Origin of the sequence: Caballeronia calidae (assembly GCF_900044055.2) — a bacterium.
In the GTDB taxonomy this organism is placed as follows: Bacteria; Pseudomonadota; Gammaproteobacteria; order Burkholderiales; family Burkholderiaceae; genus Caballeronia; species Caballeronia calidae.
The window spans coordinates 75,734-99,768 of record NZ_FCOX02000033.1; the positions used below are offsets into that span (position 1 = coordinate 75,734).

General features: G+C 58.1%; 27 protein-coding genes. 17 read left to right on the plus strand and 10 right to left on the minus strand.

From position 1 onward, the window contains the following. Positions 1 to 75 precede the first annotated feature (75 nt). The 8 genes from AWB78_RS26080 to AWB78_RS26115 form a co-directional block, all read right to left on the minus strand. Positions 76 to 786: a hypothetical protein gene (locus AWB78_RS26080; protein ID WP_062608847.1), complete on the minus strand. Its 711-nt coding sequence runs from the start codon at positions 784 to 786 to the stop codon at positions 76 to 78. A gap of 127 nt (positions 787 to 913) precedes the next feature. Next, positions 914 to 1,498 (minus strand): recombinase family protein, encoded by a 585-nt coding sequence (locus tag AWB78_RS26085; RefSeq protein WP_062608848.1) that lies wholly within the window; start codon positions 1,496 to 1,498, stop codon positions 914 to 916. Positions 1,499 to 1,744: 246 nt separating this feature from the next. Next, entirely contained in the window at positions 1,745 to 2,167 is a 423-nt protein-coding gene (locus tag AWB78_RS26090; RefSeq protein WP_157697621.1) for a hypothetical protein, read from the minus strand. A gap of 414 nt (positions 2,168 to 2,581) precedes the next feature. After that, positions 2,582 to 4,963, minus strand: coding sequence for a primase-helicase family protein (locus AWB78_RS26095; RefSeq protein WP_062608850.1), 2,382 nt, complete (start codon positions 4,961 to 4,963; stop codon positions 2,582 to 2,584). 146 nt (positions 4,964 to 5,109) lie between these two features. Next, the gene (locus AWB78_RS26100; RefSeq protein ID WP_062608851.1) at positions 5,110 to 5,307 is read right to left on the minus strand and encodes a type II toxin-antitoxin system RelB/DinJ family antitoxin; all 198 of its coding nucleotides are present in this window, start codon (positions 5,305 to 5,307) and stop codon (positions 5,110 to 5,112) included. Between the two features lie 99 nt (positions 5,308 to 5,406). Next, positions 5,407 to 5,757, minus strand: a complete 351-nt coding sequence (locus AWB78_RS26105) for a helix-turn-helix transcriptional regulator (protein WP_062608852.1) — start codon at positions 5,755 to 5,757, stop codon at positions 5,407 to 5,409. Between the two features lie 456 nt (positions 5,758 to 6,213). Continuing rightward, complete coding sequence (locus AWB78_RS26110) at positions 6,214 to 6,678, minus strand: hypothetical protein (RefSeq protein ID WP_157697622.1); 465 nt, start codon at positions 6,676 to 6,678, stop codon at positions 6,214 to 6,216. Next, on the minus strand, positions 6,659 to 7,294 hold the full coding sequence (locus AWB78_RS26115; protein WP_062608854.1) for a hypothetical protein: 636 nt from the start codon (positions 7,292 to 7,294) through the stop codon (positions 6,659 to 6,661). The genes AWB78_RS26110 and AWB78_RS26115 overlap by 20 nt, the downstream gene beginning before the upstream one ends. 366 nt (positions 7,295 to 7,660) lie before the next feature. Between AWB78_RS26115 and AWB78_RS26120 the strand changes: the two genes are divergently transcribed. The 11 genes from AWB78_RS26120 to AWB78_RS26165 all read left to right on the plus strand — a co-directional run bounded on the left by AWB78_RS26120 (position 7,661) and on the right by AWB78_RS26165 (position 14,908). Further along, a complete protein-coding gene (locus AWB78_RS26120) occupies positions 7,661 to 7,957 on the plus strand; it encodes a HigA family addiction module antitoxin (RefSeq protein ID WP_062608855.1) in 297 nt (98 codons plus the stop codon). Between the two features lie 3 nt (positions 7,958 to 7,960). Continuing rightward, positions 7,961 to 8,566 carry a hypothetical protein gene (locus AWB78_RS26125; RefSeq protein ID WP_062608856.1) on the plus strand — a complete coding sequence of 202 codons (606 nt, stop codon included), beginning with the start codon at positions 7,961 to 7,963 and terminating at the stop codon, positions 8,564 to 8,566. Positions 8,567 to 8,582: 16 nt separating this feature from the next. Continuing rightward, entirely contained in the window at positions 8,583 to 9,317 is a 735-nt protein-coding gene (locus AWB78_RS26130; RefSeq protein ID WP_062608857.1) for a hypothetical protein, read from the plus strand. A gap of 37 nt (positions 9,318 to 9,354) precedes the next feature. Further along, on the plus strand, positions 9,355 to 9,531 hold the full coding sequence (locus AWB78_RS46735; protein ID WP_157697623.1) for a hypothetical protein: 177 nt from the start codon (positions 9,355 to 9,357) through the stop codon (positions 9,529 to 9,531). Positions 9,532 to 9,582: 51 nt separating this feature from the next. Then, positions 9,583 to 10,143, plus strand: coding sequence for a hypothetical protein (locus AWB78_RS26135; RefSeq protein ID WP_157697624.1), 561 nt, complete (start codon positions 9,583 to 9,585; stop codon positions 10,141 to 10,143). A gap of 149 nt (positions 10,144 to 10,292) precedes the next feature. Further along, a complete protein-coding gene (locus AWB78_RS26140) occupies positions 10,293 to 10,526 on the plus strand; it encodes a hypothetical protein (RefSeq protein ID WP_062608859.1) in 234 nt (77 codons plus the stop codon). Positions 10,527 to 10,531: 5 nt separating this feature from the next. Next, positions 10,532 to 10,732 carry a hypothetical protein gene (locus tag AWB78_RS26145; RefSeq protein ID WP_062608860.1) on the plus strand — a complete coding sequence of 67 codons (201 nt, stop codon included), beginning with the start codon at positions 10,532 to 10,534 and terminating at the stop codon, positions 10,730 to 10,732. A 38-nt stretch (positions 10,733 to 10,770) separates the two neighbouring features. After that, the gene (locus tag AWB78_RS26150; RefSeq protein WP_062608861.1) at positions 10,771 to 11,259 is read left to right on the plus strand and encodes a hypothetical protein; all 489 of its coding nucleotides are present in this window, start codon (positions 10,771 to 10,773) and stop codon (positions 11,257 to 11,259) included. Beyond that, entirely contained in the window at positions 11,256 to 13,484 is a 2,229-nt protein-coding gene (locus AWB78_RS26155) for a transglycosylase SLT domain-containing protein (RefSeq protein ID WP_062608862.1), read from the plus strand. The genes AWB78_RS26150 and AWB78_RS26155 overlap by 4 nt, the downstream gene beginning before the upstream one ends. 13 nt (positions 13,485 to 13,497) lie before the next feature. Beyond that, positions 13,498 to 14,382: a baseplate hub protein gene (locus AWB78_RS26160; RefSeq protein WP_062608863.1), complete on the plus strand. Its 885-nt coding sequence runs from the start codon at positions 13,498 to 13,500 to the stop codon at positions 14,380 to 14,382. A gap of 10 nt (positions 14,383 to 14,392) precedes the next feature. Next, positions 14,393 to 14,908, plus strand: a complete 516-nt coding sequence (locus AWB78_RS26165) for a hypothetical protein (protein ID WP_062608864.1) — start codon at positions 14,393 to 14,395, stop codon at positions 14,906 to 14,908. A 374-nt stretch (positions 14,909 to 15,282) separates the two neighbouring features. Here AWB78_RS26165 and AWB78_RS26170 read toward each other — a convergent pair whose 3' ends face one another. Together AWB78_RS26170 and AWB78_RS26175 are read right to left on the minus strand one after the other, a co-directional pair. Continuing rightward, positions 15,283 to 16,443, minus strand: a complete 1,161-nt coding sequence (locus AWB78_RS26170) for an ABC transporter substrate-binding protein (RefSeq protein ID WP_062608865.1) — start codon at positions 16,441 to 16,443, stop codon at positions 15,283 to 15,285. Positions 16,444 to 16,500: 57 nt separating this feature from the next. After that, positions 16,501 to 17,442: a CysB family HTH-type transcriptional regulator gene (locus tag AWB78_RS26175; RefSeq protein ID WP_062608866.1), complete on the minus strand. Its 942-nt coding sequence runs from the start codon at positions 17,440 to 17,442 to the stop codon at positions 16,501 to 16,503. A 227-nt stretch (positions 17,443 to 17,669) separates the two neighbouring features. Here AWB78_RS26175 and AWB78_RS26180 point away from each other — a divergent pair, with 227 nt between their 5' ends. The 6 genes from AWB78_RS26180 to cobA all read left to right on the plus strand — a co-directional run bounded on the left by AWB78_RS26180 (position 17,670) and on the right by cobA (position 23,811). Beyond that, positions 17,670 to 19,346, plus strand: a complete 1,677-nt coding sequence (locus tag AWB78_RS26180; RefSeq protein ID WP_062608867.1) for a nitrite/sulfite reductase — start codon at positions 17,670 to 17,672, stop codon at positions 19,344 to 19,346. A gap of 10 nt (positions 19,347 to 19,356) precedes the next feature. After that, positions 19,357 to 19,896: a DUF934 domain-containing protein gene (locus AWB78_RS26185; protein ID WP_062608868.1), complete on the plus strand. Its 540-nt coding sequence runs from the start codon at positions 19,357 to 19,359 to the stop codon at positions 19,894 to 19,896. A 3-nt stretch (positions 19,897 to 19,899) separates the two neighbouring features. After that, the gene (locus AWB78_RS26190) at positions 19,900 to 20,622 is read left to right on the plus strand and encodes a phosphoadenylyl-sulfate reductase (RefSeq protein ID WP_062608869.1); all 723 of its coding nucleotides are present in this window, start codon (positions 19,900 to 19,902) and stop codon (positions 20,620 to 20,622) included. Between the two features lie 94 nt (positions 20,623 to 20,716). Beyond that, on the plus strand, positions 20,717 to 21,679 hold the full coding sequence (gene cysD / locus AWB78_RS26195) for a sulfate adenylyltransferase subunit CysD (protein WP_062608881.1): 963 nt from the start codon (positions 20,717 to 20,719) through the stop codon (positions 21,677 to 21,679). A gap of 28 nt (positions 21,680 to 21,707) precedes the next feature. Continuing rightward, positions 21,708 to 23,021, plus strand: coding sequence for a sulfate adenylyltransferase subunit 1 (locus AWB78_RS26200; RefSeq protein WP_062608870.1), 1,314 nt, complete (start codon positions 21,708 to 21,710; stop codon positions 23,019 to 23,021). A 34-nt stretch (positions 23,022 to 23,055) separates the two neighbouring features. Beyond that, entirely contained in the window at positions 23,056 to 23,811 is a 756-nt protein-coding gene (gene cobA / locus AWB78_RS26205) for a uroporphyrinogen-III C-methyltransferase (protein WP_062608871.1), read from the plus strand. Positions 23,812 to 24,035 lie beyond the last annotated feature (224 nt).

Genomic DNA, 24,035 nt, shown 5'->3' on the forward strand with positions numbered 1-24,035 from the left:
AAAGCCGCGCCGAATAAACAGACGCTAGTGGTAGTCGGTTTCATGTCGGAATCCTAAGTGATGAGTTGAAATCGATTACCACATTTCCCACGGTTCAATCCGACCGTGCGCCGCGTCCTCGGGCAAGGGCGGCTGCTTCGGAGCGTTGTAGACGCCCAGTTTCTTCATAGCTGCCGCGCGAGCGGTCTTGTCGTAGTCGAGTGCCAAGGCCATCCAGAGCGGAAGCACGACTGTCTTCTGATATCCGTAGCGGTCAAAGTGGTAATAGACGTTCTGGGCGCTGTCATGGCCGTTATTCACCGCGAACTGGCCGAAGTAAGTCGGGACGTCAACAGTGCGCGTCCTATATACGGGAGCGTTTCCGGACTCGCAGAATGTCTGCCAGCCATTGGTATTGCATACGGTTCGATACACGTAGTGGTCTATGTATGTCACAGGCTTAAGCTTGATCTTCATAACTGCGGAAAAGACCGTGCTGCTGACCCTGGCTTCCTCAGCGACAAGAGCGGCGGATTCTGCCGCGCATTTGTTTCGAGAGGCCACCGCTGCAGGAGAGTTATCCAGTAGCGCGTATCTGTCCGCCGCGCAAGCCGATACTGGAACGTCATGGCTATCAGCCGGTTGTCCGGGTTGCCGCAGCCACGCGCACTCGGCGTTCGTGGAACAGGTGGTAGTCGTTTTCGGAATATGAATCCGCGATGCCCACGCCGCGTCCTCTGCGGTTTGAGCGCTCGCTAACGTAGAGAAGGCGAGAAGTGCTGCGGCGATGATCGTTTGGCGTTTCATGATGTCGGACTCCTAAAAGTGAGAGGCAATTTAAACAGCTACGAAAAATTTTCGATCTGGGTATCAAATATTTGGACCTGAAACTTAAAGTCGGTCGGGGCTGGTCAAAATTCTCTTCTGAACGAAATCACTTTTGCTGTGTGGGCCGGATGGCGCGCTGGACGATGGCCCTGTCTTTGCCGGTCTGCCGCGCGAGCTCACGAATGGGCGTCCCGGAGGCGTGAGCGGCCCGCAGGTCAGCCTTCTGTTGGTCGGTGAAGGCAGGAGGACGTCCGGGCAACGCGCCGCGCTCCTTGGCCGTTTTAAGGCCTGCGTTAGTACGCTCGATGATCAGGTTACGTTCGAACTCGGCCATCGTATTGATTATGTCCATTACCATCTTGCCCGCCGCGCTGGTAAGGTCAGTTCCGCCTAGCTGGAGGCAGTGAACGCGGATGCCGTCTGCCGCGAGTTGTTTGACGGTTGAACTTACGTCTATCGCATCGCGCCCTAGGCGGTCCATCTTCGTTATGACGAGTACATCGCCTTTCTCCATCTTGTCGCGCATAGCCTTGAATACCGGGCGCTTACTCGCGAGGGTTGAGCCGCTGACTTGTTCGCTAAAGATGCGATGCGGTTCGATAGCGAAGCCGCTGCTTTTGACTTCCGTTATTTGATTGTCGGTCGTCTGTTCGGTCGTGCTTACGCGGGCATACATAAAGATGCGAGACATAGCTTGGTAGTCCTAAGTGGATTGATTATTTGCATCGAACCGGACGGCGCGATAGTTCGATATTAAAGCGCCCGGAGCTAAATAGCGAGTCGCAGTATTTAGCGCCGCGCCATTGGTAGGGGCGCGCAACCGACCGTTTTAGCGCCGCCCTAGGCGTAGAAAAGGCCCGTTTCCGGGCCTTGGGTCCTACTATCTCCGATGGGGCGGGAGGCCCGCCGTACACGTTCTAACAGGGAGGCGCGCGAGTTACGCGTCCGAGCCTTCCGGCTTCGAATCCGGGTACAAGTCTTCCAGAGTCGGCACCTTGCGCGTGCGGCCAGCTTCGTCCACTTCCGTGATATTCAGAAGCACGTTCAACTCTTTCGCCGCGTTCAGTTGGTCGGAACTCTTCACAGCGTTTTCGACAATACGCCGCAAAGTCAAAACGGCGAGTTTGTCGTTCCACAATTCGTGAACGTTCAGAGCCTCCAAACGCTCCTTCATAAGCTGAATGACATACGGGTCAGTCTCCGCGCCGCGCACCCATTCTTGCCAGCCGTTCATAGAGACGCCCGCCCGCATAGCAGCTTCACCTTTGTCCGCGCCGCGCATGAGGTTATCGACGTACTTGTCGTATGCCTGCCGCAGAGCAGGATCGAAGTTCGCCATATCTTTTGAGGTGAGCGCCATTTTATTTTTCAACCTTTGATTATTCGGTGTCGCCGCAGGGATTACGTGGGATTATCAGCCGCGAGGTGCTTAAACCCGTCTGCCGCACATTCTAAGTCCTTGATTCTATTATCTCTTACGCGTGAATAAAACCAAAGAGGGATTAAGGGATTAACAGGATTAGCGAAACTGTAATAGGAAGAATTGCAGCGATACCGGCTCTGGTTTTGTGCGGCGTTAATCCCGTAATCCCGCTGCGAAAAATGCGGCGAAAAACCGTTAATAATCAACGAGTTACGAGGGATTAGTCAAAACAGCCTTTTAATCCCTTTCGCTAATCCCTCTGCGAAAAACAAACGTCAAAGGCCGAAAATCCACCAATAGAAGGCGAATTCCCGGCCTCAGATCGTCAAACGACCAACAACAAACATCAAATCACATCTGGTCATCCCACCTAAGCTGCGTCCAAACCGCCTCTTTCCCCTCTGTCGTGCGCAGAAATTCGGTCAGCGTTTCGATGAAATCCTTCGCTCTCGCCTGCCTCTTGGCCACAGTCTCGCCGTGGTCAATCTTGCTTCTGCGAATGTACAACGTTGAAGATTGAACGCGAGTCACGCCGACATCACTTTTGCGCGGCTTCGCTCCGACCCATTGGATTTTCCCTTCCGGCCTCGTCACCGGAATGTAACCGGCGGTCCTCATAAGAACGTCCAGGTGGCCGCGCTGCTGTTTCGTGCGCTGGACCTTCTCGCCTTCGAGCTCAGGATCAAACGATGCGCGGCTGAACAGCAACTGTTGCGAGGTGACGAAGTCCGGCCAATGCTCCATCGAAACTTCCGCTTCATCAGAAGGCCATTCGATCATGCAGCTATCGTCGTGCGTCCAGCGGCCAAACGTCAAAGCAATCTCGTTCAACGCCGCGCCAATAACCGGCTCGATGTCGATGCCCTTCTTCAGTTCGTCATAGTCCTTCATCAAATCGGCCGGCAGGTTGTACGGGTCGAAAGCGGAAATATCGCGATCCAGAAGGAAGCAGGTGAAAGCGTCACCATAGCCTTCCGCGAGCCATTTCATAATGTCGAATCGCTCGCCATCTTCCGTTTGGCAATCGGCAAACCACTCGCGGCGCTTCGCTTGAACCTCAGCGAGAACGGCATGCGAGCGCAGGATCATGTAGCGGCGGTCGTCCGGATCGCGCGGGAATTCGTCTTCATAGTTGGTGGTGGTATAGAAGCGGTGAATATTCGCGACGTGTTGCAGCGGCAGACCCTTCGGATCGACCGTCAATTGTGAAGGCAAGCCGCCCGTATACGTTTTGTAGTCGCGCTTCAGCTTATTAAAGGACTTGTCCGAACGCTTGATATCCAATTCGTTGACGATCACGATAGGAAAGAACAGGAACTCATTGAAACGTTCCGCGAGTTGGGACGTCATGATCGTGGCGACCTTGCCTTGCTGGAGAAAGGTCCAGTTAGCAATCGTCAGAAGCGTGTCCTTGCCGATACCTTGCCCGCCGCCAAGTACCATCGCCACGGACGGCTTCTCGGTCATGCGTTGGAGCGCGTGCGCCCAGTAGTCGAGCATCCATTCCGCGCGGCCCGGATAAATGAATTCGAGCCAGTTCTTCACAATCTTCACGACCTTGAAATACTTCTCTTCGGGGCGTGCCGGGAATTTGATGTCGCGCCAGTGGTTAAGGCATCTTTCGCCTGTCGAGTCGCGATATATGCGGCCCTTCGACGGGTCCATCGTCAGCTTCTGGATTTCGTAGTCCGGGCGACTCAAGTGCGAATCCGAAGGCTGAACCTTGACCGGCGCACCGTTGCGGCCATAGATGGGCTTGCCGTTTGAATCAAGCTGATCCTCCCAAAGATTCATCGGGATTCGCGCGTTCATAACCTTAGCTTGGTAGGAGGTGAACGGGCTTTCAAGATGGAAGTAGGCCACGCCGCTTTGTGACTTGTTCGGCATCCAAACCCAATCCTCAGGCAGCGTCTCCATCTTCATGGATCGCGCATAACCGTTCATCGCGCCTTTCCCCTTGTCTCGATTCGCTTCGATTTCGCCGCGTGTTTTGGCGGCTTCGCAAATCTTGTCGAACAGGGCTTGCTCGTGAGAAGTGAAAGGGCGTTGGTTGCGGCGAAGGTCCATAAGGGCTTCGAACCTGCTTTGAAGCTCAACCCTTGTGAACGCATTCGCCAACGCATTCATATCCAGCTTATGGTCTTCAGCCGCCATATCGCTCGTGTACTCGAAGCCGTGGCCAATCGACTTCCAGCCGCCCGCCGTCACAAACGCCTTCTCGCGCGGCGGGATTCCCTGCGACAGCATCCCGATTCCGTGGCTCTTTTTGATGGACGGCCACGAGTCAACCAGCAACGTTCCGCCCCCGTCCGGCAGGTGATATACAACGCCGTTCAGAATCGTCCCATTCGGCACAATGTCGTCACCGTTCGGCGCGATCACGAAGCCTTCCGGCGCTCGCTTATCGCCTTCCTTCGCTTGAAGGATTCGGGCCGTGCCTTGTCGCAGGGCAGTCTCAAGCGCCTCTTTCTTACGTGCGGCGTTCCTCTCGGCGAAGCTCATGCCCTTGTATGGGTCGTCGATTACCACCTCAGAGGCGCCACTGCCCGCATCAGGTTTCGGGCCGCGACTCCTGCCGCGCGTCACTTCGGTCGCGGGGGCGTCACTCGAAACTACTTCCGGCCAAGGCGTGCCGTAATCCTTCCCCTCTTCGAATTCCTCGAACAACTCTTCGTTATCCTGATCGTCCTGTGCTACACCGTTGATTTCGCTCGACTTTTCCGGGTGATTCATAGTAATATAGACCTAGTTGTCGTTGTATCCGGCCCGCACTGACCATCCCACCCCCTCGCCAGAGAGTAGAACAGGTCTTGCGGGCTTTTCTTTGCCTATTACCGGATGAACAAGCTTCGGTCTTGCGGCAACGCCCAAAATCAAAATCAAACAGCCACTTCCTCGCGGCGAGTGCTGGGCCGCACACGCTTAATATCGAAAGGCACGGCGCGCTTTTCGACCAAATGAATCATCGCGGAGCGCAAGAAGTCGCTGACCTTAATATCCATTTCCGCCAGAACCTCATACGCACTCGCTTTTAATGCCGGATCAATCGAAGTCGAGACTTCTTGATATCTGGACATTTCCGTTCTCCTTGAACGAATTAGAAGTTACGCGTAATAATTTTACGCGTACCGGCCCTGTCCGCAAATAAGCAGTATTAATATGTCCGCCAGCGATTATCAGCCGTTAAATCGCGCCTCCCTAGCGCCTTCGCACGCTGCCATACCGAACCGGTTTTCGTCCGCCGCAACTTCAATAGCGTGCTCGCGTTCGTGTTGTTCAATATCGAATTTCGCTTGAGCGGTAAGCCAAGCCAACGGCGTGTAGTCTGCGGCATTCTCCTCATCCGCAAAGAACCCGGATAACTTGCGCGCGAGTCCTACGCTGATCGACTTCTTGCCGGTCATAATGTTTGAGATAGCGGCGGGCGATTCGCCCAATTCTGTCGCGAAGTCCTTCGAGCTAATGTTGCGCTTCTTCAAGAGTTGGCGAAGGATGAAGCCAGGGTGAACAACGGTATTCGTTTCCATGATTGTGATTCTCCGATTCGTGAATTTGTTAATCCGAGTGAGTTACGCCGCGCTGCGTTAGATCGAATGATCGGAGAAAACGACATACGGACGCAATACCCGTCCCACACCCGCCCAAAGATGGGATAAGCACGGTCCTGCGCAGCAAACGCCCACGAAACCGCACCGCGTTCGCACTAGGGAATGTCCTTTGCCGCCGCGCCGCAGGAGTCCTCGCGGCCTCTCGACGCCCGTAGCAGGCCCACAGGACACTTCCTAGCGCATTTCTGAGAAGTGCAACGATGTGTAACAGTAGACCGCAAACGTTCGCTGGTGGGATTTCGAAATTGTCGAATTCGAGAATTCTGCTATTTTGCGCTGCACAAACGACCGGCTAGAATACGGATAGATTGGTTGTAGGTTGATGAAGGGCGTTCGCCCGCTAGATTTGTCAGGAGTCTAGCGGGCATTTTTTCACTAAAACGCCTCGACCGCCTGAACCTCACTCCCCACAAACCCTTCATAGCGCACACCTTCCTGCGCCATCCTGCGGCAGAACAGCCACAATTTAATCTTGAACGTGTGCGGCCTGAAGTTTAGTGTCGCGTTGTGCTCGGCGGCCAGCAACGTTTCTAAGTCATGTAGATAATCGAAGTGGAGCGGCTGGCACAGTAACTCAGCTTTAGCGCGTCCGAAGTGTTGATACGCCTTTCGGAACCACGCATTCTTGAAGCTCTGTTGATCGCCTTTCTCTAAGTGCCGCTCAATATCGCGCTTATACTGCCAAGACCCATAAACGACGCAATCCCCATTCGGAAAGCTAATCTTGTAAACACCGTAGCGCGGCAGGGGTGATTCGGCAGGATTCAACGGATACGGCTTGTGTTCCAGCGGCTTAATTACTGGTGCGATTCGGTCCGCGTTATGCGCTTTGTTCTTCAATTTCCACTCCGGTTTCAAAGGTGTACATTTTCCCCAGCCACTCCACATCGAATCGGCGCTTTTCCGCTAAGACGGGAGAGTAGTAGCGCGTCATTCCGTCCATCCCGACATGGTGAAAGGCCGCGCGTAGGCTGCTGAATCGTATTGTCTCGCCTTCAATAGTGGCGATCACAGGCCCGAATTGAATGGCGCGGTACATATTCTTGTCTGCTTTGCAGCGGGCGATATCGGCCTGACGTTGAGCGCGTTGGGCGGCACGTTCGTTTTGCGCGGCTTCCTCTTTCGCCTTCTGCGCCAGACGCGCGGCTTTGGCCCTGACTCGCTGTTCCCACCTCTCGGCATCCGTAGGTCCAGCGGTCGCGAGTTGTTGCGGCCCTAAGCGCCTCATAACCTTGCGCACGCATTCGGGTGACGTATAAGCGAGCGATGCGGCGCGTAAGGCTTTCACCTCTGGGTCAAGCTCAATCTGCCTCGCTTCAACTTCCGGTAACGCTTCCGCACTCCCGTCCGCGTGGACCCAAGTACGGCCTTTGCCGATTGAGCATTCGTCAATAATCGCCGCGCGGCTATCCGGCGCAATTCCGAACCAAACTGAATTAATATCGAGCGCGTCCATATTTAAAGACTCCAAATTTAGTACGCCCGATTCTATTCCGATTAATGGCTACGGCCAAAGCAGTCGCGACCAATAAACCGTACACGATTACACATAATCCGAATTGGCCGGGAAACAGCTTAGCCAGAATTAAAAGAACGAGAGGGTGGGCGAGTAAATAATCGCGCGGCATTATGATTTAACTCCGAGTTAATATCGCGGTCCATTTAACCACGACTTAACTAGAGTTTAACTAACTCTTAAACACGGACATTAGATTATTTAAGCCGGGACAAAATTCTTGTACCGTCGAATACAGGCGCGGCGTATACTTCTTGTAAAGCGGCGATTTAATCCCGCGCCAAATCCCTTCCCGGATAAATCAAAATGTTCGATAACCATCCCGGCAGTAATCTAAAGCGGTTGATTGACGGAAAGGGCATCACCGTCAAGCAGGCCGCTTTGGAAATCGGTATCAGCCACGTGATGCTCTACAACATTATCAACGCCAAATCCGCGATTACGCCTGAAGTGGCCGCGCAACTCGAATTGTGGTGCGGCGATTGGACGGCTGACGTTTGGCTTCTCGTTCAGAGCAAGCACGATTTGGTTAAAGCGCGTCCGCAAGCGGTCTTGAATAAAGCGGAGCACGATGCGCGGCAGGCCGCAAAGGAAACTGTTTAAATCATGACCGCTATTTTCACCACAGACAAGAAAGGACGTATCAACGTGATCAACGATCCGTCCGTCACGTACACCGCAGAAGAGTTCACACTCGCATACGGAAAACAAGCCCACGCAATCCTTTTCGATCAGGTCCAGAAGGTTAAGTCGTCACCCGCCGCTTACTACCTGCCGCGCGGCGAAATGTCGAATGATCAAATCCGATTCCCGTTCAAGGCGAACAAGGACGAGTTGTCGAAACTGAAGGACGCGCATATCGAACTTCACCGCGCGCTATTGCTCAGTTACACGATGCTCCGCGTCCAAGGCGTAATGCCGCAAGTCGCCTATATCGTGACCTTTGCGGACGAGTCGGAGCGGAACGCGGAACTGATCGACCGGGCGAAGCGCGGCGCAGACTTCATCAACGGCACGCGTTTCTTCAAGACGGAGTACGCGCGGCTGGTCGAAACGGCACCGGCAGAAGCCAAGTATCAAACTTGGATCGATTGGATTGACCGCCAGCTTAAGCGCACCAACAAACCGGACGACCTGCGCGCGCTGTACGAATCGCGCGGCAAGCTCGGATTCATGATCGACCGCGAACGTGCGGAACGGAAGTCTGATTAAACAGGAGTAACAGAAGATGAACATCACCAGCGGCAAGCCCATCGAAGCCTTCGCGCCGATGTATCCGAATCGAGTGCTGACCGGCAATCCGGACGACATGACCACAATCGAGTCGATGAAGGAAGCGCTCAAGAATCCCGCGTTTGAACAGAAGTGGGGGAAGGTTCTGCGCGCCAAGCATCCGCAACTCAAAGCCGCTCATGCGAATACGACCGCGAGCAACGCCCTGAACGGAAAGACGCCCGCCGCATCGAGCCGCGCGGCAGACTCCGCAGTTGTGACGGGTGAGCTCAACGTACCGAAAGCGAATGTTCCGAAGTTTCACCAGACCGCGAATCTGAAGACTCGACAAGTCAAGACCGCAGACGGCTGGATGCCGCGCGGCATGGAAGCGACTCCGATGGACAAGACGGGTCTTGACCTGAATCGCGGCCAAGAGGGTGATCCGCTCGTGGCGGCTGGTCTGATTTCGTCCGCAGAAGGCCAGCGCGGCGCTCGTTCGGCTCCGGGCCTCGATAGCCTCCTGCCGAAGCTCGGGAAGGCGCTGGACGCGCTTATCCACCGCCTGAATCCGTCTGTGAAGCGTGGAGACGTGACGGTGAAGGGTATCCGGGCACAGGACGCAGCGACCGAAAAGAGCAGGCTGCTCGCGGCGATGGACGCTGCCGCAGATATGGAAAAGCAGACCGGCTTGTACACGCCCGTCCGTACCGTCTGGGACAAGGGCCTGCGGCAGTACGTTTTGGCCTAAATCGTTTTATCAATCTCACCACTGTAAGGAGTAAGCCATGAATCAGAAAGTCGAACACACGCCCGAAGTTGATGACGAAGAAAGAAGCGAGCGCCAACGCGTCAGCGGCTTCAAACCTCAGAAGGATCACGGAAACGGATTCTCCATTCCGTCCACCGGATCGGAACTTCAAATTGACGGCGTGGGAGTGCCCGACATTCGTTTCGAGTATTGAGCATCTCACCTTCCCAGAGTTTCACCCTTAATCAAATAGCTTAGGAGTACGTTGAAAATGAATTCCCTTCTCTCGAAAATCGGTCTGGACAACGGCTACAACCGCCGCATCAACATCGAAATGTTTGCGGATCGTGATGCCACTGTCGAAGAACCCGCAATCAACGGTCGTGAAGCTGTACCGGCACGCGAAGGGCATGACGGCGCGGCGTTCGTAATCGCGGAAACCTCGCAGGAAGCAGTGGAGCAATACTTCGCGTTGCGCGCAAGCGGTCACAACCTGCTCGACTCGTTCGCTCAGGCTTTCAAGCCGTACTTCATCGCGGATCACGACGTGACGGACTACATCGCGGCAGCGGCCAATCTTGAATCGACCGCAGGCTTTTCTAGCATGTTGACCAACGCCCGTATCAAGGCCGCGCAAGACCGGGCGGCAGTCGCCCAAGCGGCAGCGGACGAGGCTCAGGCGAAGGCGGACGCTTCCAAGGTCGAATCGGTTCAGAAGGCGCTGGAAGCGAACGCAACCGCAACCCAAAAGGAAGCGGACGAAGCGCAGGCCTACGCAGACTCGGTTAAGGCCAAAGCGGACGGCCTTGCGGAAGCCAGCGAGTAATAGCGATTGAACTGGCGGCTATTCATTCGCTTATTGATAATCATCGACATTTGCTATCGGCTGCTGAGTAACGAAAGCAAGAGTCATGAATATCGGATAAGGCCGCCAGTTTCATTTACTAGATATCACGAACAAGAACGGGACTGGAAATGAGCGACGGATTGAGCAGAGAACAAAGCCTTGAATATTTGAAAGCGTATCTACACCAAGTCGCGGAAGGTCAGACCAAGGCCGCTGAGTTCTACAGGAAATTGGCGGCTGAAGCGGAAGGGATTTCTGATGTTGACGCTTTGTACAACTTGATTGTGGAGACTCAAGACATTCACTTTAGCGTGAACAAGTTTGTTATCGCTCAAGTCAACTCGCTGAGAAAGAAGGACTGACCATCATGATCATCAACCTGAACAACTCCACAGACTACGCAACGTACGTTGACCCGGCAGAAGACAGGGTACGCGTATTCGACGTCACATCTGAGGATGATCTGGAAAAGGCAGGGCCGCTCATCGCTCGCGCGGCCACGCGGCTTCTGGAAGAGTCGGATACTGCCGCGCGTATTGTTATCAACCTTCATCGTGTGGGCGGGTGATTCTTTCACGCCGCTAATACATAGGATAACTATTAATCATGCTCAACAAGATTTTTGGAAGCGGACTGCCCGAAGTGCCGGAACCGGAACCGCAGAAGTTGTTCGACAAAGAGCAAACGACCACGACCGTTATCACAACTTCGCGCGGCACGGTGGAAGTGATCATTCGGACGTTCAGCGCGCTCACCGGCTGGGAGTTGCGGAGCTACGCGAAGGAGTTCTACAGCCCTGACCGCGACAAGTTCAACGCTTTCACAAACGCCGTCCTTTCGCACGCTTCGATTGGCGGCGTGGCGCTCGATAGCGCGGCGATTCAGAACGAGCAACTGGAGAAGTGGCAGAACGTTCAAGCCGTATTCGACGCGGTTCTGGAGCACAACGGAATCGAAATGAACGTGGCTTTCGCGCTGTCGAATGAAATCCACGTTCTCGGCATCCAAATGGGTAGGACATTTGTGACGTCTGTCGACCGGATTCTGGACCCCCTCAGGAAGATGGCTGAACAAGAAGGAGCAGAAACAAAATGAGCGAACTCGACCAATTCACGATCAACTACAAAATTCAGGTCAATGCCGCGCTCCAAAATCTGGCGAAGCTGAACGCGGAAACGACCAAGACCAACAAATCGTTCATGGCCTCTGAGAAGGGCGCGAAGGAGTTGGGCGAAGCGCTGGCGAACGGTCTGAGCGGTGCGATTCCGGGACTTGGGCGGCTCCAGACCGGACTTAAGGCGATCACCTCCGAACTCGGGTTCATGACGGCAGGCGCTACGGCTCTGACTGCCGCGCTGGCGAACATGTGGCGCGTCCGTACGCAGATTAACGAGCAGCGCGTACAAAGCCGCGACGCGGGTGTAGGGGCGGTACGACTGGAGGACTGGCAACGCCGCATGGCGTCCGGTAACGTCTCGCGCGGCATGGTAGCGAACGCCGTTACCGGGTCGCAGTCGTTTCTTCGGGGCGCGTACGCTGATCCCTCGCGGCTAGGACCGGCTAACCGGCTCCTGGGCATGCTCGGTATTAACCCGGCAGCGGGCGGCGCTCCGATCAGCAATACGGACTTCCTCACGCGCCTCGCGACGAGGTGGCACGGCCAGAACGATTCGACCGTGAGCGCGGAAGCACAGATGGTCGGAATTAACAAGGACGTGGCCCTGAAGATGAAGGAGATGGGCGCGGCGTTCGGTGAGATCGGAATGTCGCTCGAACAGATGAAGAACTATCTGGACGTGGCGAAGAACGTTCACAAGTTGAATGACGAGTTGGCCGTTTTCAACGAGCAGATCACGCAGCTTGGCGAGAAGTTCGCAGGTCCGGTTCTGTCGAGCGTTACCACGCTCCTGAAGCTGATCAATGACGCGCACCTGCCCACGACTACGGGCGGCGCGGCGGCCAGCATGGATCACCAGCTAGGCGCAGGAGAGGACGCGGGCAGCGGTATCGCCGCAGCGCTCATCGAAGACAAAGCAAACCGCGAAGCCGCGACCAAGAAGGAAACCCAAACCGCGAACGAGACTGCGCGCTGGGAGCGGGAAGCGCAGAAACAAAAGGAACGGGAAGCCGCAGAAGAAAATCGCCAGAAGCAAGAATTGGCGAAACAGGAGGATCAAAGCAACTCCGACTTCCAAGGAACGGTCGGTGAGATGACACTCGCCATCAATGCTTTTGGCTCGTTCGTTGGTCAATTCGGGCACTCGGTCAGCGAACAGCAGGTCAGAGCCGCGTGGGCAGGTACGGTCGGATTAGCGGGCGGTATCTCGACCAGCGGCCATAAGCAACTCGGAGTGGGCGAGACTCCCGGCACGATCAACTTCGATTCGAACGCCGCAAACGCGGCTTACAAGGGTGTCGCGGACAGCGGCCAATACGGCTCCATCATTAAGGCAAAGGCCGCCAAATACGGCATCCCGGAGAACGTCCTGCGCGGCATCGTGGGCGCGGAAAGCACCTTCGATCCGAACGCTCACAGCGGCAGTTCCTATGGTCTCGCTGGCATCAACAAAGTCAACTGGAAAGCCTACGGCCTGAACGAGTCGAATTGGACCGACCCGGACAAGAACATTGACGCGGGCGCGGCCATCTATCGCGACATGTTGAAGAAGGCGAAGGGCGATCAAACTCTGGCGCTCCGGTATTACAACGGTGGATTCGACCGTAGTAAATGGGGCGCGCAGAACGCCGCGTATCCGGGCCGTGTATTGGGCGTGAACAACCTTACCGGGCCGCAGGCTATCGCTATGGACCCGAACTACAAAGGGCCGTGGAAGTTCAGCGGGCCGTCCGGTTTGGCGGCGGGTAAGGGCGAGTCCTTCGAAAGCATTCAGCTTCTCGATATTCAGAAGACCATCGCCGCGCGTGCGGGCGTCTCCTTGTCGCAGCTTCAGAATCGCGGCGCGAAGTTCGGTGACGTGAATTTCGCCGCGCAGAACTATATGTCTGAACTCGCAAACAGCCGATTCGCGATTAATCAGGGTCTGGGCGCGGCAGGGTTGACCGATATTCAGCGCGGCAACCTTATGGCGAATCTCAAGACGACCGATCTTCAGATTCTGAATATGTCGCGCTACATGCCGCAGATTCTGGGAACTACACAAGCTGGCGGTCGAGAAAACACAATCGGTCAGCAGGCCGTTCATGTGGTCGTAGACGTTAACAGCGACTTCTTGAAGCACGTCCGCACCGAAGTTAAACAAATGAACGGGCAGGCTTATCGCACGCTCGGCAACTCGATGGCCACCGGCATCAAATATTAAAAGGTAATGAACAATGGCACTCAGAAAGCGCATTCTCAAGGTTACATTCCATATGCCGGCTGGCGATGTGGTTTTTGACGAAAGTACCAACCTTAAGGTTCACGTCAAGAAGGATTGCATGTCGTCCCAAAACCGCGCGGTTATCGAAATCGGCAACATGACCGAATCTGTGCGGCAAGAACTCCTTTCAGAGTTCACGGCGTTTAATCGCCGCAAGACGGCCACCGGGCAGAAATCGCCTGCCTATCTGGACATGGAGATTACCGCAGGTTACATCGAGACGGACGGCAAGGATACGTCCACAGTCATCTACCACGGGCAAGTCGTAGAGTGCGGAATTATGTCCTCGCCGCCCAACATGGTCGTTCGGATCACCTGCTATACGCACCAAGTTGATAAGGTCAGCTACTTCGACCAAGCGCCTCCCTTCGAAATGAACTTCAAAGAACTGGTGTACTGGGCGGGAGATAAGATGGGATTCGACCGGGCGCACGTGACTTGCGACACGAGTCATGACAACGACAGCATCAACAATGCCGCGCGTTCGATCTATACGGCAGGCGACTTGCCGCTGTATCTCGAACAATACTTTTACCCAGACGTAGCGGCATACATTGACGATAACTTCCTAATCGTTAAGGACCGATACAAGGTTCTGAATCCGTCCGATACCGTTCACCTCAGCGACTTTATCGGCATGCCTTGCTGGAACGAATGGGGCGTGGAATTCACGACGTTTTTCGATTCGAGCATCAAGTGTGCGCAAGCCGCGACTCTCAATACGGTTCTGAATAAGAGTATGAATGACGGTCAGTGGATCGTCATGTCGATTGACTACGAATTGACCAGCCGCGACGCGGCGTTCTATTGCCACGTGCTCGCGTGCCCGCCAGCGTAAGGAGACGGATATGAGAGAACAATCTAGCTTCAACGCGTTTGGCGTCAACTACCGTACAAAGCACTTCGCGGCATATTACGCCGCACAGATATTCGAGAAGTTGGACGAGATTCATCCGACAGAATTGCTGGCGCTTACCGAAGTGAAGGACGGGGATTCGTGGGTATCGCTCGCCGCGCCTTCCGCTATCGACCGGTTTGTGCGCGACGTATGCGGAGTCCTGCGGCCGCACGAGGCGCTCGCATCGATCATGGGACTCGTGAAGCAGTACAACTTCGGGTTCAAGGTGCCGCAGCTGTACGTGAGCAGGCGTTTCCGTTCAAAGGGCGAGGAACCAGACGACCCGGACGGAGAGAACCCGATTCTGGCGCGGCTGTACATGGAGGGGAAGGCGAGTTGGCGCGAGTTGCAAGAGTGGTATTCGCTGGAGGACGCCTACCGCATGCACAGGGAGTGGCTTAAGGCAAAGCTGAAGGAGGCGAGGGAGATTGAAGCCGCGCGGAAGGAGGCTGAACGGAAGGGGTAGGGAAGGGCTGTTTGCGCACGGCGTAGAACGGGCCGCGCTGGACTCTCGACCGGGAGTAGGCGCGGCTTTTCTTCGCAGTAACGGCAGGGTAGGATTCGGGCGTTCCGTAGAAGCTTTACGGAAAAATCGCGGAAAAGTGAGAGCGCGGTTTGGGTGGTGAAGAGCGGAGAGCCTTATTGCTTTGGGCTTCTATCTTTTCGGGTTGGCCGTTGGGCGTCCGATTTTGAGTCCCCTGCGTCTACCAATTTCACCACCTGGGCCTGAACTGGCTCGTACCGGATAAAGCACAGCAACGAACCAATCGAGTCGGCGATTATGACCGAAAACGCCGTCGCCGGCAAGCGACAACGGCGCTAATACCGCAACGTCGGAAATTACTGGGCGAGATAGGTGAACTGGCCGTTTTTGATCACGCCCATCACGCTCGCGCGCTGATCCAGACCGACGTGATCCGTCGCGCTCGTATTCACCACGCCGTTCGGCACGACGAGCTCATGCGCGTGCTCCAGTTCCGATCTCAGCGCCACGCGAAACGCCTTCGTGCCCGGCCTGGCCGTCTTGAGCGCGCGCGCCACGGCGTCCTGAAGGCGCGGGTACACGCCCGCCGCATCGCCCGCGAATTGCGTGACCGTGCCTTTGCCGTATTTCTCCTCGTACGCGTTCACGAACGCAAGCGCCGCCTTCTTCGACGGATGATCCGCCGGCAGCGTGCGCGCGACGACCACCGGCTGCGTCGGGAAGAGCGTGCCTTCCACGTCCTTGCCGCCGAGCTTGATGAACTCCGGCGTCGCGATGCCGTGCGTCTGGTAGATCGCGCCCTTGTAGCCGCGCTCGACGAGCGTGCGCTGCGGCAGCACCGTCGGCGTGCCCGCACCCGCGATCAGCACCGCGTCCGGCTTCGCGGCCATCAGCTTGAGGATCTGGCCGGTGACGCTCGCATCCGTGCGGTTGAAGCGCTCGCTCGCGACAATCCTGATATGCCGGAGATCCGCGAACTTGGTGAACTCGTTGAGCCAGCTATCGCCGTAGCTGTCCGCGAAGCCGATGAAGCCCACCGTCTTCACGCCGTGATTCGCCATGTAGCGCGTCATCACGTCGGCCATCGCGCGGTCGGTCTGGGCCATCTTGAACGCCCACACCTTCTTGCCTTCCTGCGGCTCCACGACCGATGCCGAGCCGATCAGCGTGATCATCGGCGTTTCGGATTCGGCGACGGGATCGAGCGCGGCGAGCGCCGCCGGCGTGATGTTCGGCCCGACGATCACGTCGACGTGGTCCTCGCTGATGAGCTTGCGAATGTTGCGCACTGCCGCGCCCGGGTCCGAGCCGTCGTCGAGGATGATGTACTCCGCGTTCTGTCCGGCGATGGTCTTCGGCCACATGAGCATCGCGTTCTTGCTGGTGATGCCGATCGCGGCGGCGGGGCCGGTGCTCGACAGATCGATGCCAACTTTCAATTGCGCGTGCGCAGCGGCAGCAATAACGGACAGCGCGACGCCGGCAGCGAGCCGGCGCGTGAACTTCGGCAACGTCATCAGGGAGGTCTCCAGGGGAAGGTTTTCTTTTTCGAGGCAGCGTGCGCCGCCCGTTTTTCAAAGCTCGTAGCTTTCGTGCTCGCCGGAAAGGGCCTGTTCGATCAGCTTGCGATTCAGCGACGGCGACAGCAGCTCGACGAGCGTATACACATAGCTGCGCAGATACGCGCCCTGTTTCAGCGCGAGCCGCGTGACGTTGGTGCCGAACAGATGGCCGACGGGCATCGCGCGCAGATGCCGGTCGCGCTCCGGATTGAACGCGATATCCGCAAGGATGCCGACGCCCAGCCCGAGCTCGACGTACGTCTTGATCACGTCCGCGTCGATGGCTTCGAGGACGATGTCGGGCGTCAGATTGCGCAGGGCGAACGCCTGATTGATCTTCGTGCGCCCGGCGAACGACGCCTCGTAGGTGATGATCGGGTACTGCGCGAGATCGTCGAGCGTGAGCGTCTTGCGCTCCAGCAGCGGATGATCCGGCAGCATGACGGCGAGGTGCTGCCACTGGAAGCAGGGCAGCGACACCAGTTCCTTATAGTTGGCGATGGCCTCGGTCGCGATGGCGATATCCGCCTGATCGTGGATGACCATTTCCGCGACCTGCGTCGGGCTGCCTTGCAGAATAGAAAGGTGAACCTTCGGAAAACGCTTCTTGAACTCGGCGATCGCCGCCGGCAGCGAGTAGCGCGCTTGCGTATGCGTCGCGGCGATGACGAGATTGCCCTGATCCTGTGCCGCGTAATCTTTACCGACGCGCTTCAGACTCTCGACTTCCTGCAATATTTTCTCGACCGATGCGAGGATGATCCGCCCCGGCTCGGTCAGCGATCTCACGCGCTTCCCGTGCCGCGTGAAGATCTCGACGCCCAGTTCGTCCTCCAGCTCGATGATCGCCTTGGACACACCCGGCTGCGACGTATACAGCGCCTTTGCGGCTTCCGTCAGATTGAAGTTCTGCCGGACGGCCTCGCGCACGAAGCGGAACTGATGCAGGTTCATTTATAACTCAGCCGCATATCAAAGTAATTTTTCAGTCGTTTGCAATATATAGCAGGTTCTTTACTATCAGTCCAATTTTTCCGATATCCATATCTCTATCTGTCATAAGCAAATGAGCGTTTCGTCTGAACGCCTCGCGCGACAGGCACTCAATGGATATTCGATTGGATGAGACGCGCGACGTAAGCTAGGACGCCGCGCTTTTTACAAGAACTTGGGGCCCCCGAATGTACCAATACGATCAGATCGACCAACGCATCGTCGACGAACGTGTCGCTCAGTACGCTGACCAGGTCCGCCGCCGTCTGTCGGGCGAATTGACCGAAGAGGAATTCCGTCCGCTGCGTCTGCAGAATGGCCTGTACATGCAGCGTCACGCGTACATGCACCGCATCGCGATTCCGTACGGCAACCTGCGCAGCGACCAGCTTCGCGTGCTGGCGACGATCGCGCGCGAACACGATCGCGGCTACGGCCACTTCTCGACGCGCACCAACATCCAGTTCAACTGGGTCGAGCTCGAAGAGACGCCGGAAATCCTGCGCAAGCTGGCTTCGGTGCAGATGCACGCGATCCAGACGTCGGGCAACTGCATCCGCAACATCACCGCCGATCAGTTCGCGGGCGTCGCGCCGGATGAAGTCGTCGATCCGCGTCCGTGGTCGGAAATCCTGCGTCAATGGTCGACGTTCCATCCGGAATTCGCGTGGCTGCCGCGCAAGTTCAAGATCGCGGTGAACGGCTCGGCGGAAGACCGCGCGGCCGTGCAGATCCACGATCTCGGCGTGTATCTGAAGAAGAACGCGCAGGGCGAAGTCGTGATGGACATTCTCGCGGGCGGCGGTCTCGGCCGCACGCCGATCGTCGGCGCGATCATCAAGCGCGATCTGCCGTGGCAGCACCTCATCACCTATTGCGAAGCCGTGCTGCGCGTGTATAACCGCTACGGCCGTCGCGACAACATGTACAAGGCGCGCATCAAGATTCTCGTGAAGGCGCTGTCGGCGGAGAAGTTCAGCAAGCAGGTCGAGGAAGAGTGGCAGCATCTGAAGGACGGTCCGTCGACGATCACGCAGGAAGAGGTCGATCGCGTGTCGAAGTTCTTCGCGCCGCCCGCCTACGAAAAGCTCGCGGACACGGATGCTTCGTATGAAAAGCATCTGATCGACAGCAAGCCGTTCGCGCGCTGGGTCGAGCGCAACGTGCGTCCGCACAAGGTGCCGGGCTACGCTGCGGTGACGCTGTCGCTGAAGCAGCGCGAGATCGCGCCGGGCGACGCCACCGACAAGCAGATGGACGACGTCGCAGCCATGGCCGACGAGTTCTCGTTCGGCGAAATCCGCGTGTCGCACGAGCAGAACCTGATTCTCGCGAACGTGAAGAAGCGCGATCTGTACGCCGTGTGGGAGCGCGCGAAGGCGCTCGGCTTCGCGACGGCGAACATCGGTTTGCTGACGGACATCATCGCGTGCCCGGGCGGCGATTTCTGCTCGCTCGCGAATGCGAAGTCGATCCCCATCGCGCTGGCGCTTCAGGACCGCTTCAACGATCTCGACTACGTGTACGACCTGGGCGACATGTCGCTGAACATCTCGGGCTGCATCAACGCGTGCGGTCATCACCACGTCGGCAACATCGGCATTCTGGGCGTCGATAAGGACGGCTCGGAGTGGTATCAGGTGACGCTCGGCGGCGAGCAAAGCTCGGGCGAAACGGGCGCGCATCTCGGCAAGGTGATCGGCCCGTCGTTCTCGGCGGAAGAAATGCCCGACGTGATCTCGCAAGTGATCGATACCTTCGTCGATAACCGCATCGAAGGCGAGCGTTTCATCGAGACGTTCGGCCGCATCGGCATGGCGCCGTTCAAGGAGCGCGTGTACGCATCGCGCCAGGCTCACGCTTAAGGATCTGCAAATGACGTTGATTATCAAGAACCGCGCCGTTGTCGAAGACAGTTTCACCGTCGTGCGTGCCGCCGAAGACGGCGCGTTGCCCGCTGTCGATGCGTTGCCCGCCGGCAAGATCATCGTGCCGTTCGCGCTGTGGAAGGACAACAAGGACGCGATCGTCGCATCGCGTGCGAAGGACGACATCGGCGTGTGGCTCGCGCCGGACGACGAACCCGCCGACATCGTGCCGGACTTCGACAAGGTCGCCGTGATCGCCGTCGACTTCCCCGTGTTCCGCGATGGCCGCGGTTTCTCCATCGGCCGCCTGCTGCGTGAGCGTTATCAGTGGACGGGCGAACTGCGCGCGATCGGCGACGTGCTGCGCGATCAGGTCGCGTTCCATGCGCGCTGCGGCTTCGACGCATTCGCGGTGCGCGCGGACAAGGACATCAACGACGCGCTCAACGCGTTCAACGAATTCACCGAGCTGTACCAGGGCGCGACCGACAATCCGGAACCGCTGTTCCGCCGTCGCGCGGCGCTGATCGCAGCTCTCGGAGCCTGACGCATGACGCCTGAATTGCAAGCCAAGGTTGAACGCCTGGACGCGCTGCTCGATTCGATCGCGGCGCGCCACCAGAACGTCAAGCTAGCCAGCAGCCTCGCCGCCGAAGACATGGTTCTGACGCACGCCATTCTTTCGCGCGGTGTGAAGATCGGCATCTTCTCGTTGAACACGGGCCGCCTGCATGCGGAAACGCTCGGCATGCTCGACACCGTGAAAGCACGCTACGGCTACGACATCGAGCAGTTTCATCCGCAGCAGGACGCGGTCGATGCCTACGTGCGCGATCACGGCCTGAACGCGTTCTACGAAAGTATTGATTTGCGCAAGAGCTGCTGCCATATCCGCAAGGTCGAGCCGTTGAATCGCGCGCTGTCGGATGTGTCCGCGTGGGTCACGGGCCAGCGTCGCGAGCAATCGGTGACGCGCGCCGAACTGCACGAGGAAGAGCGCGACGAGCCGCGCAACATCGCGAAGTTCAATCCGCTCGCGGACTGGACGGAAACCGATGTGTGGGATTACCTGAAGGCCTTCGACGTGCCGGTGAATCCGCTGCATGCGCGCGGTTATCCGAGCATCGGCTGCGAGCCTTGTACGCGCGCGGTGCGTCCCGGCGAAGACAGCCGGGCCGGACGCTGGTGGTGGGAGTCGCGCGATACGAAGGAATGCGGCCTGCACATCACGAATATCAAGATCGTCGAGGAAGCACCCAGCTCCGCGATCTGAACGAGGCGCGCCAGACGCTTCTTCAAAACCCTGTCATTGAACGCAGCATCACCGCGAAAAACGCATGACGTTGCATAAAAAAGGATCGACGAACATGAGCACGACGCTCGACTCTACCGTCACCGCACCGATCGTCAACAAGGCGACCCGGATGGATCACCTGGATTGGCTCGAAGCCGAGTCGATCCACATCATTCGCGAACTCGTCGCGGAGTGCAGCAAGCCCGCGCTGCTGTTTTCGGGCGGCAAGGATTCGGTCGTCGTGCTGGCGCTCGCGCTCAAGGCGTTCGGGCTCGGCGGCAACCGCAAGACGACGCTGCCGTTCCCGCTCGTGCACATCGACACGGGTCATAACTTCCAGGAAGTGATCGACTTCCGCGATCGCCGCGCGGCTGAAATCGGCGCGCAACTGGTCGTCGGTCACGTCGAGGATTCGATCAAGAAGGGCACGGTGCGTCTGCGCCGCGAGACCGATTCGCGCAACGCCGCGCAAGCGGTGACGCTGCTCGAAACCATCGAGGAATACGGCTATACCGCGATGATCGGCGGTGCGCGCCGCGATGAAGAAAAGGCGCGCGCGAAGGAACGTATCTTCTCGTTCCGCGACGAATTCGGCCAGTGGGACCCGAAGGCCCAGCGTCCGGAACTGTGGAGCATCTACAACGCGCGCCTGCACAACGGTGAGCATCTGCGCGTGTTCCCGATCTCGAACTGGACCGAGCTCGACGTGTGGCAGTACATCGCGCGCGAGAAGCTCGAACTGCCGAATATCTACTACGCGCATGACCGCGAGATCGTGCGCCGCAACGGCCTGCTCGTGCCGGTCACGCCGCTCACGCCGGTGCGCGAGGGCGAAACCGCCGAGATCGCGCAGGTGCGCTTCCGCACCGTCGGCGACATCAGCTGCACGTGCCCGGTCGCGAGCGATGCCGATGACGTCGAGAAGATCATCGCCGAAACGGCCGTGACGGAAATCACGGAGCGCGGCGCGACGCGCATGGACGACCAAGCGTCCGAAGCCGCGATGGAACAGCGCAAGAAACAAGGTTATTTCTAAGCAACACGCCCCGAGGAACGAGAGAATCATGAGCATCTATCAAGCTGAAGACCTGGGCGTGTTGCGCTTCATCACGGCGGGTTCCGTCGACGACGGCAAGAGCACGCTGATCGGCCGCCTGCTGTACGACAGCAAGGCCGTGCTGTCGGACCAGTTGTCCGCGATCTCGCGCGCGAAGAACAAGCGCACGGTCGGCGACGAAATCGATCTGTCGCTCCTGACCGACGGTCTCGAGGCCGAGCGCGAGCAGGGCATCACCATCGACGTCGCGTACCGCTACTTCGCCACCGCCAAGCGCAAGTTCATCATCGCCGATACGCCGGGCCACGAGCAGTACACGCGCAACATGGTGACGGGCGCATCGACGGCGCATGCCGCGATCATTCTCGTCGACCCGACGCGCGTAACGTTCGAGAACGGTGAAGCGCAGCTCTTGCCGCAGACGAAGCGTCACAGCGCGATCGTCAAGCTGCTCGGCCTGCAACACGTGATCGTCGCGATCAACAAGATGGATCTGGTCGAGTACAGCGAAGCGCGCTTCAACGAGATTCGCGATGCGTACGTCGCGCTCGCGCGTCAGCTCGGGCTGTCGGATGTGCGCTTCGTGCCGGTGTCGGCGCTGAAGGGCGACAACATCGTCACGGCGAGCGAGCGCATGCCGTGGTACGCGGGCGAGCCGCTGCTCGATCTGCTGGAATCGCTGCCCGTCGCGCAGCCGAACGATCAGGCGCTGCGCTTCCCGGTGCAATGGGTCGCGCGTCAGGACGGCTCGCAAGCCGACGATTTCCGCGGCTACATGGGCCGTGTCGAAGCCGGCGAAGTGCGCGTCGGCGATTCGATTCTCGTGCTGCCGGCCAATCGCGAAGCGACGGTCGCCGAGATCATCGCGCCGGTGCCGGGCGGCGTGGCGCCGGTGGATCGCGCGTTCGCGGGCCAGACGGTGACGATTCGCCTGACGGAAGACGTCGACGTGTCGCGCGGCGATACCTTCGTGCCGGCCGCTGCCAACGTCGAGCCGGCGAAGAAGCTCGAAGCCGACCTCTGCTGGTTCGACGAAGAGCCGCTCTCGCCGCAGCGCAAGTATCTGCTGAAGCAGACGACGAGCACGGTGTTCGCGCGCATCGGCGCGGTGAAGCAGGTGCTGGACGTGCACACGCTGTCGCATTCGGTGGACCGCAGCACGCTCGCGATGAACGATATCGGCCGCGTGGCGCTCACTTTGCAGAAGCCGATCGTCGCGGACGAGTACGATACGCATCAGGGCACCGGCGCGTTCGTGCTGATCGACGAAGCGACGCATCACACGGTCGCGGCCGGTATGATTCGTGCGATCTCTGCATGAGCCATCTGACCATCTGAGTCGATCGATGAAAGCTATGGGTAAGGTGTATCTGATCGGAGCGGGGCCGGGCGCGGCGGATCTCATCACCGTGCGCGGCATGCGCTTGCTCGAACAGGCGGATGTCGTGCTGCACGACGCGCTCGTCGAACCGGCGATGCTCGCCTACGCGCCCGACGCGAAGAAGATCGCGGTCGGCAAGCGCTGCGGACAGCGTTCGACGGCCCAGCACTTCATCAACAAGCAGATCGTCGATGCGGCGCTGGAGCATGGTCTCGTCGTGCGTCTGAAGGGCGGCGATCCGATGCTCTTCGGCCGCGCCGACGAGGAAATGCGCGCGCTGGAAGCGGCGGGCATCGAGTTCGAGGTGGTGCCGGGCATCACGGCGGCGCTCGCGAGCGCGGCGACGCTCAAGCGCTCGCTGACCTTGCGCGGCGTGTCGCGCAGCGTCGCGCTGGCGACGCACTCCCGTGCCGCCGACAGCGATGAAATCCGCGAGCAGGCGAAGGCGGATTCGCTCGTGTTTTATATGGGCCGCGACAGCGCGGTGGATATCGCGCAGCAGTTGATCGACGCGGGGCGTCCGGGTTCCACGCCGGTGGCGATCGTCGAGGCGTGCAGCACCCCGCGCGAACGCACGCTGACGTTGACGCTCGCGCGCATGGCGCTGGGTGAGGCGCAGGCGTGGCTGGATCCGTCGCAGCCGAGCTTGCTGATGATCGGCGAGGCGTTTCGCGAGCGGGCAGGTGCTGCGAAGCCGCGGGTGCATCTCAAGGGGATGATGGCGGCTTGAGATTTGAGATTGCCCCAAAAAAAAGCGCACTGGAAACGGTGCGCTTTTTTGTTTGGGAGAGAAAGGTCTCAAGCCTCCGACTTAGGTGCCGGCGGGCGCAATCAAGGCATGGAGTAGCGCTTCGACGGAACCGCATGTCCGGCTAGTCTTGAGTTGCTTCCCGAAAACCTGATCTTTTGACCTCAAAAGCCCGGCCTGTCTTAGCGCCGGGCTTTTTTAGGTAG

Coding starts and splice junctions, on each gene's coding strand:
- AWB78_RS26080 (WP_062608847.1), bottom strand. CDS start 786: ATGAAACGCCAAACGATCATCGCCGCAGCACTTCTCGCCTTCTCTACG.
- AWB78_RS26085 (WP_062608848.1), bottom strand. CDS start 1,498: ATGTCTCGCATCTTTATGTATGCCCGCGTAAGCACGACCGAACAGACG.
- AWB78_RS26090 (WP_157697621.1), bottom strand. CDS start 2,167: ATGGCGCTCACCTCAAAAGATATGGCGAACTTCGATCCTGCTCTGCGG.
- AWB78_RS26095 (WP_062608850.1), bottom strand. CDS start 4,963: ATGAATCACCCGGAAAAGTCGAGCGAAATCAACGGTGTAGCACAGGAC.
- AWB78_RS26100 (WP_062608851.1), bottom strand. CDS start 5,307: ATGTCCAGATATCAAGAAGTCTCGACTTCGATTGATCCGGCATTAAAA.
- AWB78_RS26105 (WP_062608852.1), bottom strand. CDS start 5,757: ATGGAAACGAATACCGTTGTTCACCCTGGCTTCATCCTTCGCCAACTC.
- AWB78_RS26115 (WP_062608854.1), bottom strand. CDS start 7,294: ATGGACGCGCTCGATATTAATTCAGTTTGGTTCGGAATTGCGCCGGAT.
- AWB78_RS26120 (WP_062608855.1), top strand. CDS start 7,661: ATGTTCGATAACCATCCCGGCAGTAATCTAAAGCGGTTGATTGACGGA.
- AWB78_RS26125 (WP_062608856.1), top strand. CDS start 7,961: ATGACCGCTATTTTCACCACAGACAAGAAAGGACGTATCAACGTGATC.
- AWB78_RS26130 (WP_062608857.1), top strand. CDS start 8,583: ATGAACATCACCAGCGGCAAGCCCATCGAAGCCTTCGCGCCGATGTAT.
- AWB78_RS46735 (WP_157697623.1), top strand. CDS start 9,355: ATGAATCAGAAAGTCGAACACACGCCCGAAGTTGATGACGAAGAAAGA.
- AWB78_RS26140 (WP_062608859.1), top strand. CDS start 10,293: ATGAGCGACGGATTGAGCAGAGAACAAAGCCTTGAATATTTGAAAGCG.
- AWB78_RS26145 (WP_062608860.1), top strand. CDS start 10,532: ATGATCATCAACCTGAACAACTCCACAGACTACGCAACGTACGTTGAC.
- AWB78_RS26150 (WP_062608861.1), top strand. CDS start 10,771: ATGCTCAACAAGATTTTTGGAAGCGGACTGCCCGAAGTGCCGGAACCG.
- AWB78_RS26155 (WP_062608862.1), top strand. CDS start 11,256: ATGAGCGAACTCGACCAATTCACGATCAACTACAAAATTCAGGTCAAT.
- AWB78_RS26160 (WP_062608863.1), top strand. CDS start 13,498: ATGGCACTCAGAAAGCGCATTCTCAAGGTTACATTCCATATGCCGGCT.
- AWB78_RS26165 (WP_062608864.1), top strand. CDS start 14,393: ATGAGAGAACAATCTAGCTTCAACGCGTTTGGCGTCAACTACCGTACA.
- AWB78_RS26170 (WP_062608865.1), bottom strand. CDS start 16,443: ATGACGTTGCCGAAGTTCACGCGCCGGCTCGCTGCCGGCGTCGCGCTG.
- AWB78_RS26175 (WP_062608866.1), bottom strand. CDS start 17,442: ATGAACCTGCATCAGTTCCGCTTCGTGCGCGAGGCCGTCCGGCAGAAC.
- AWB78_RS26180 (WP_062608867.1), top strand. CDS start 17,670: ATGTACCAATACGATCAGATCGACCAACGCATCGTCGACGAACGTGTC.
- AWB78_RS26185 (WP_062608868.1), top strand. CDS start 19,357: ATGACGTTGATTATCAAGAACCGCGCCGTTGTCGAAGACAGTTTCACC.
- AWB78_RS26190 (WP_062608869.1), top strand. CDS start 19,900: ATGACGCCTGAATTGCAAGCCAAGGTTGAACGCCTGGACGCGCTGCTC.
- cysD (WP_062608881.1), top strand. CDS start 20,717: ATGAGCACGACGCTCGACTCTACCGTCACCGCACCGATCGTCAACAAG.
- AWB78_RS26200 (WP_062608870.1), top strand. CDS start 21,708: ATGAGCATCTATCAAGCTGAAGACCTGGGCGTGTTGCGCTTCATCACG.
- cobA (WP_062608871.1), top strand. CDS start 23,056: ATGGGTAAGGTGTATCTGATCGGAGCGGGGCCGGGCGCGGCGGATCTC.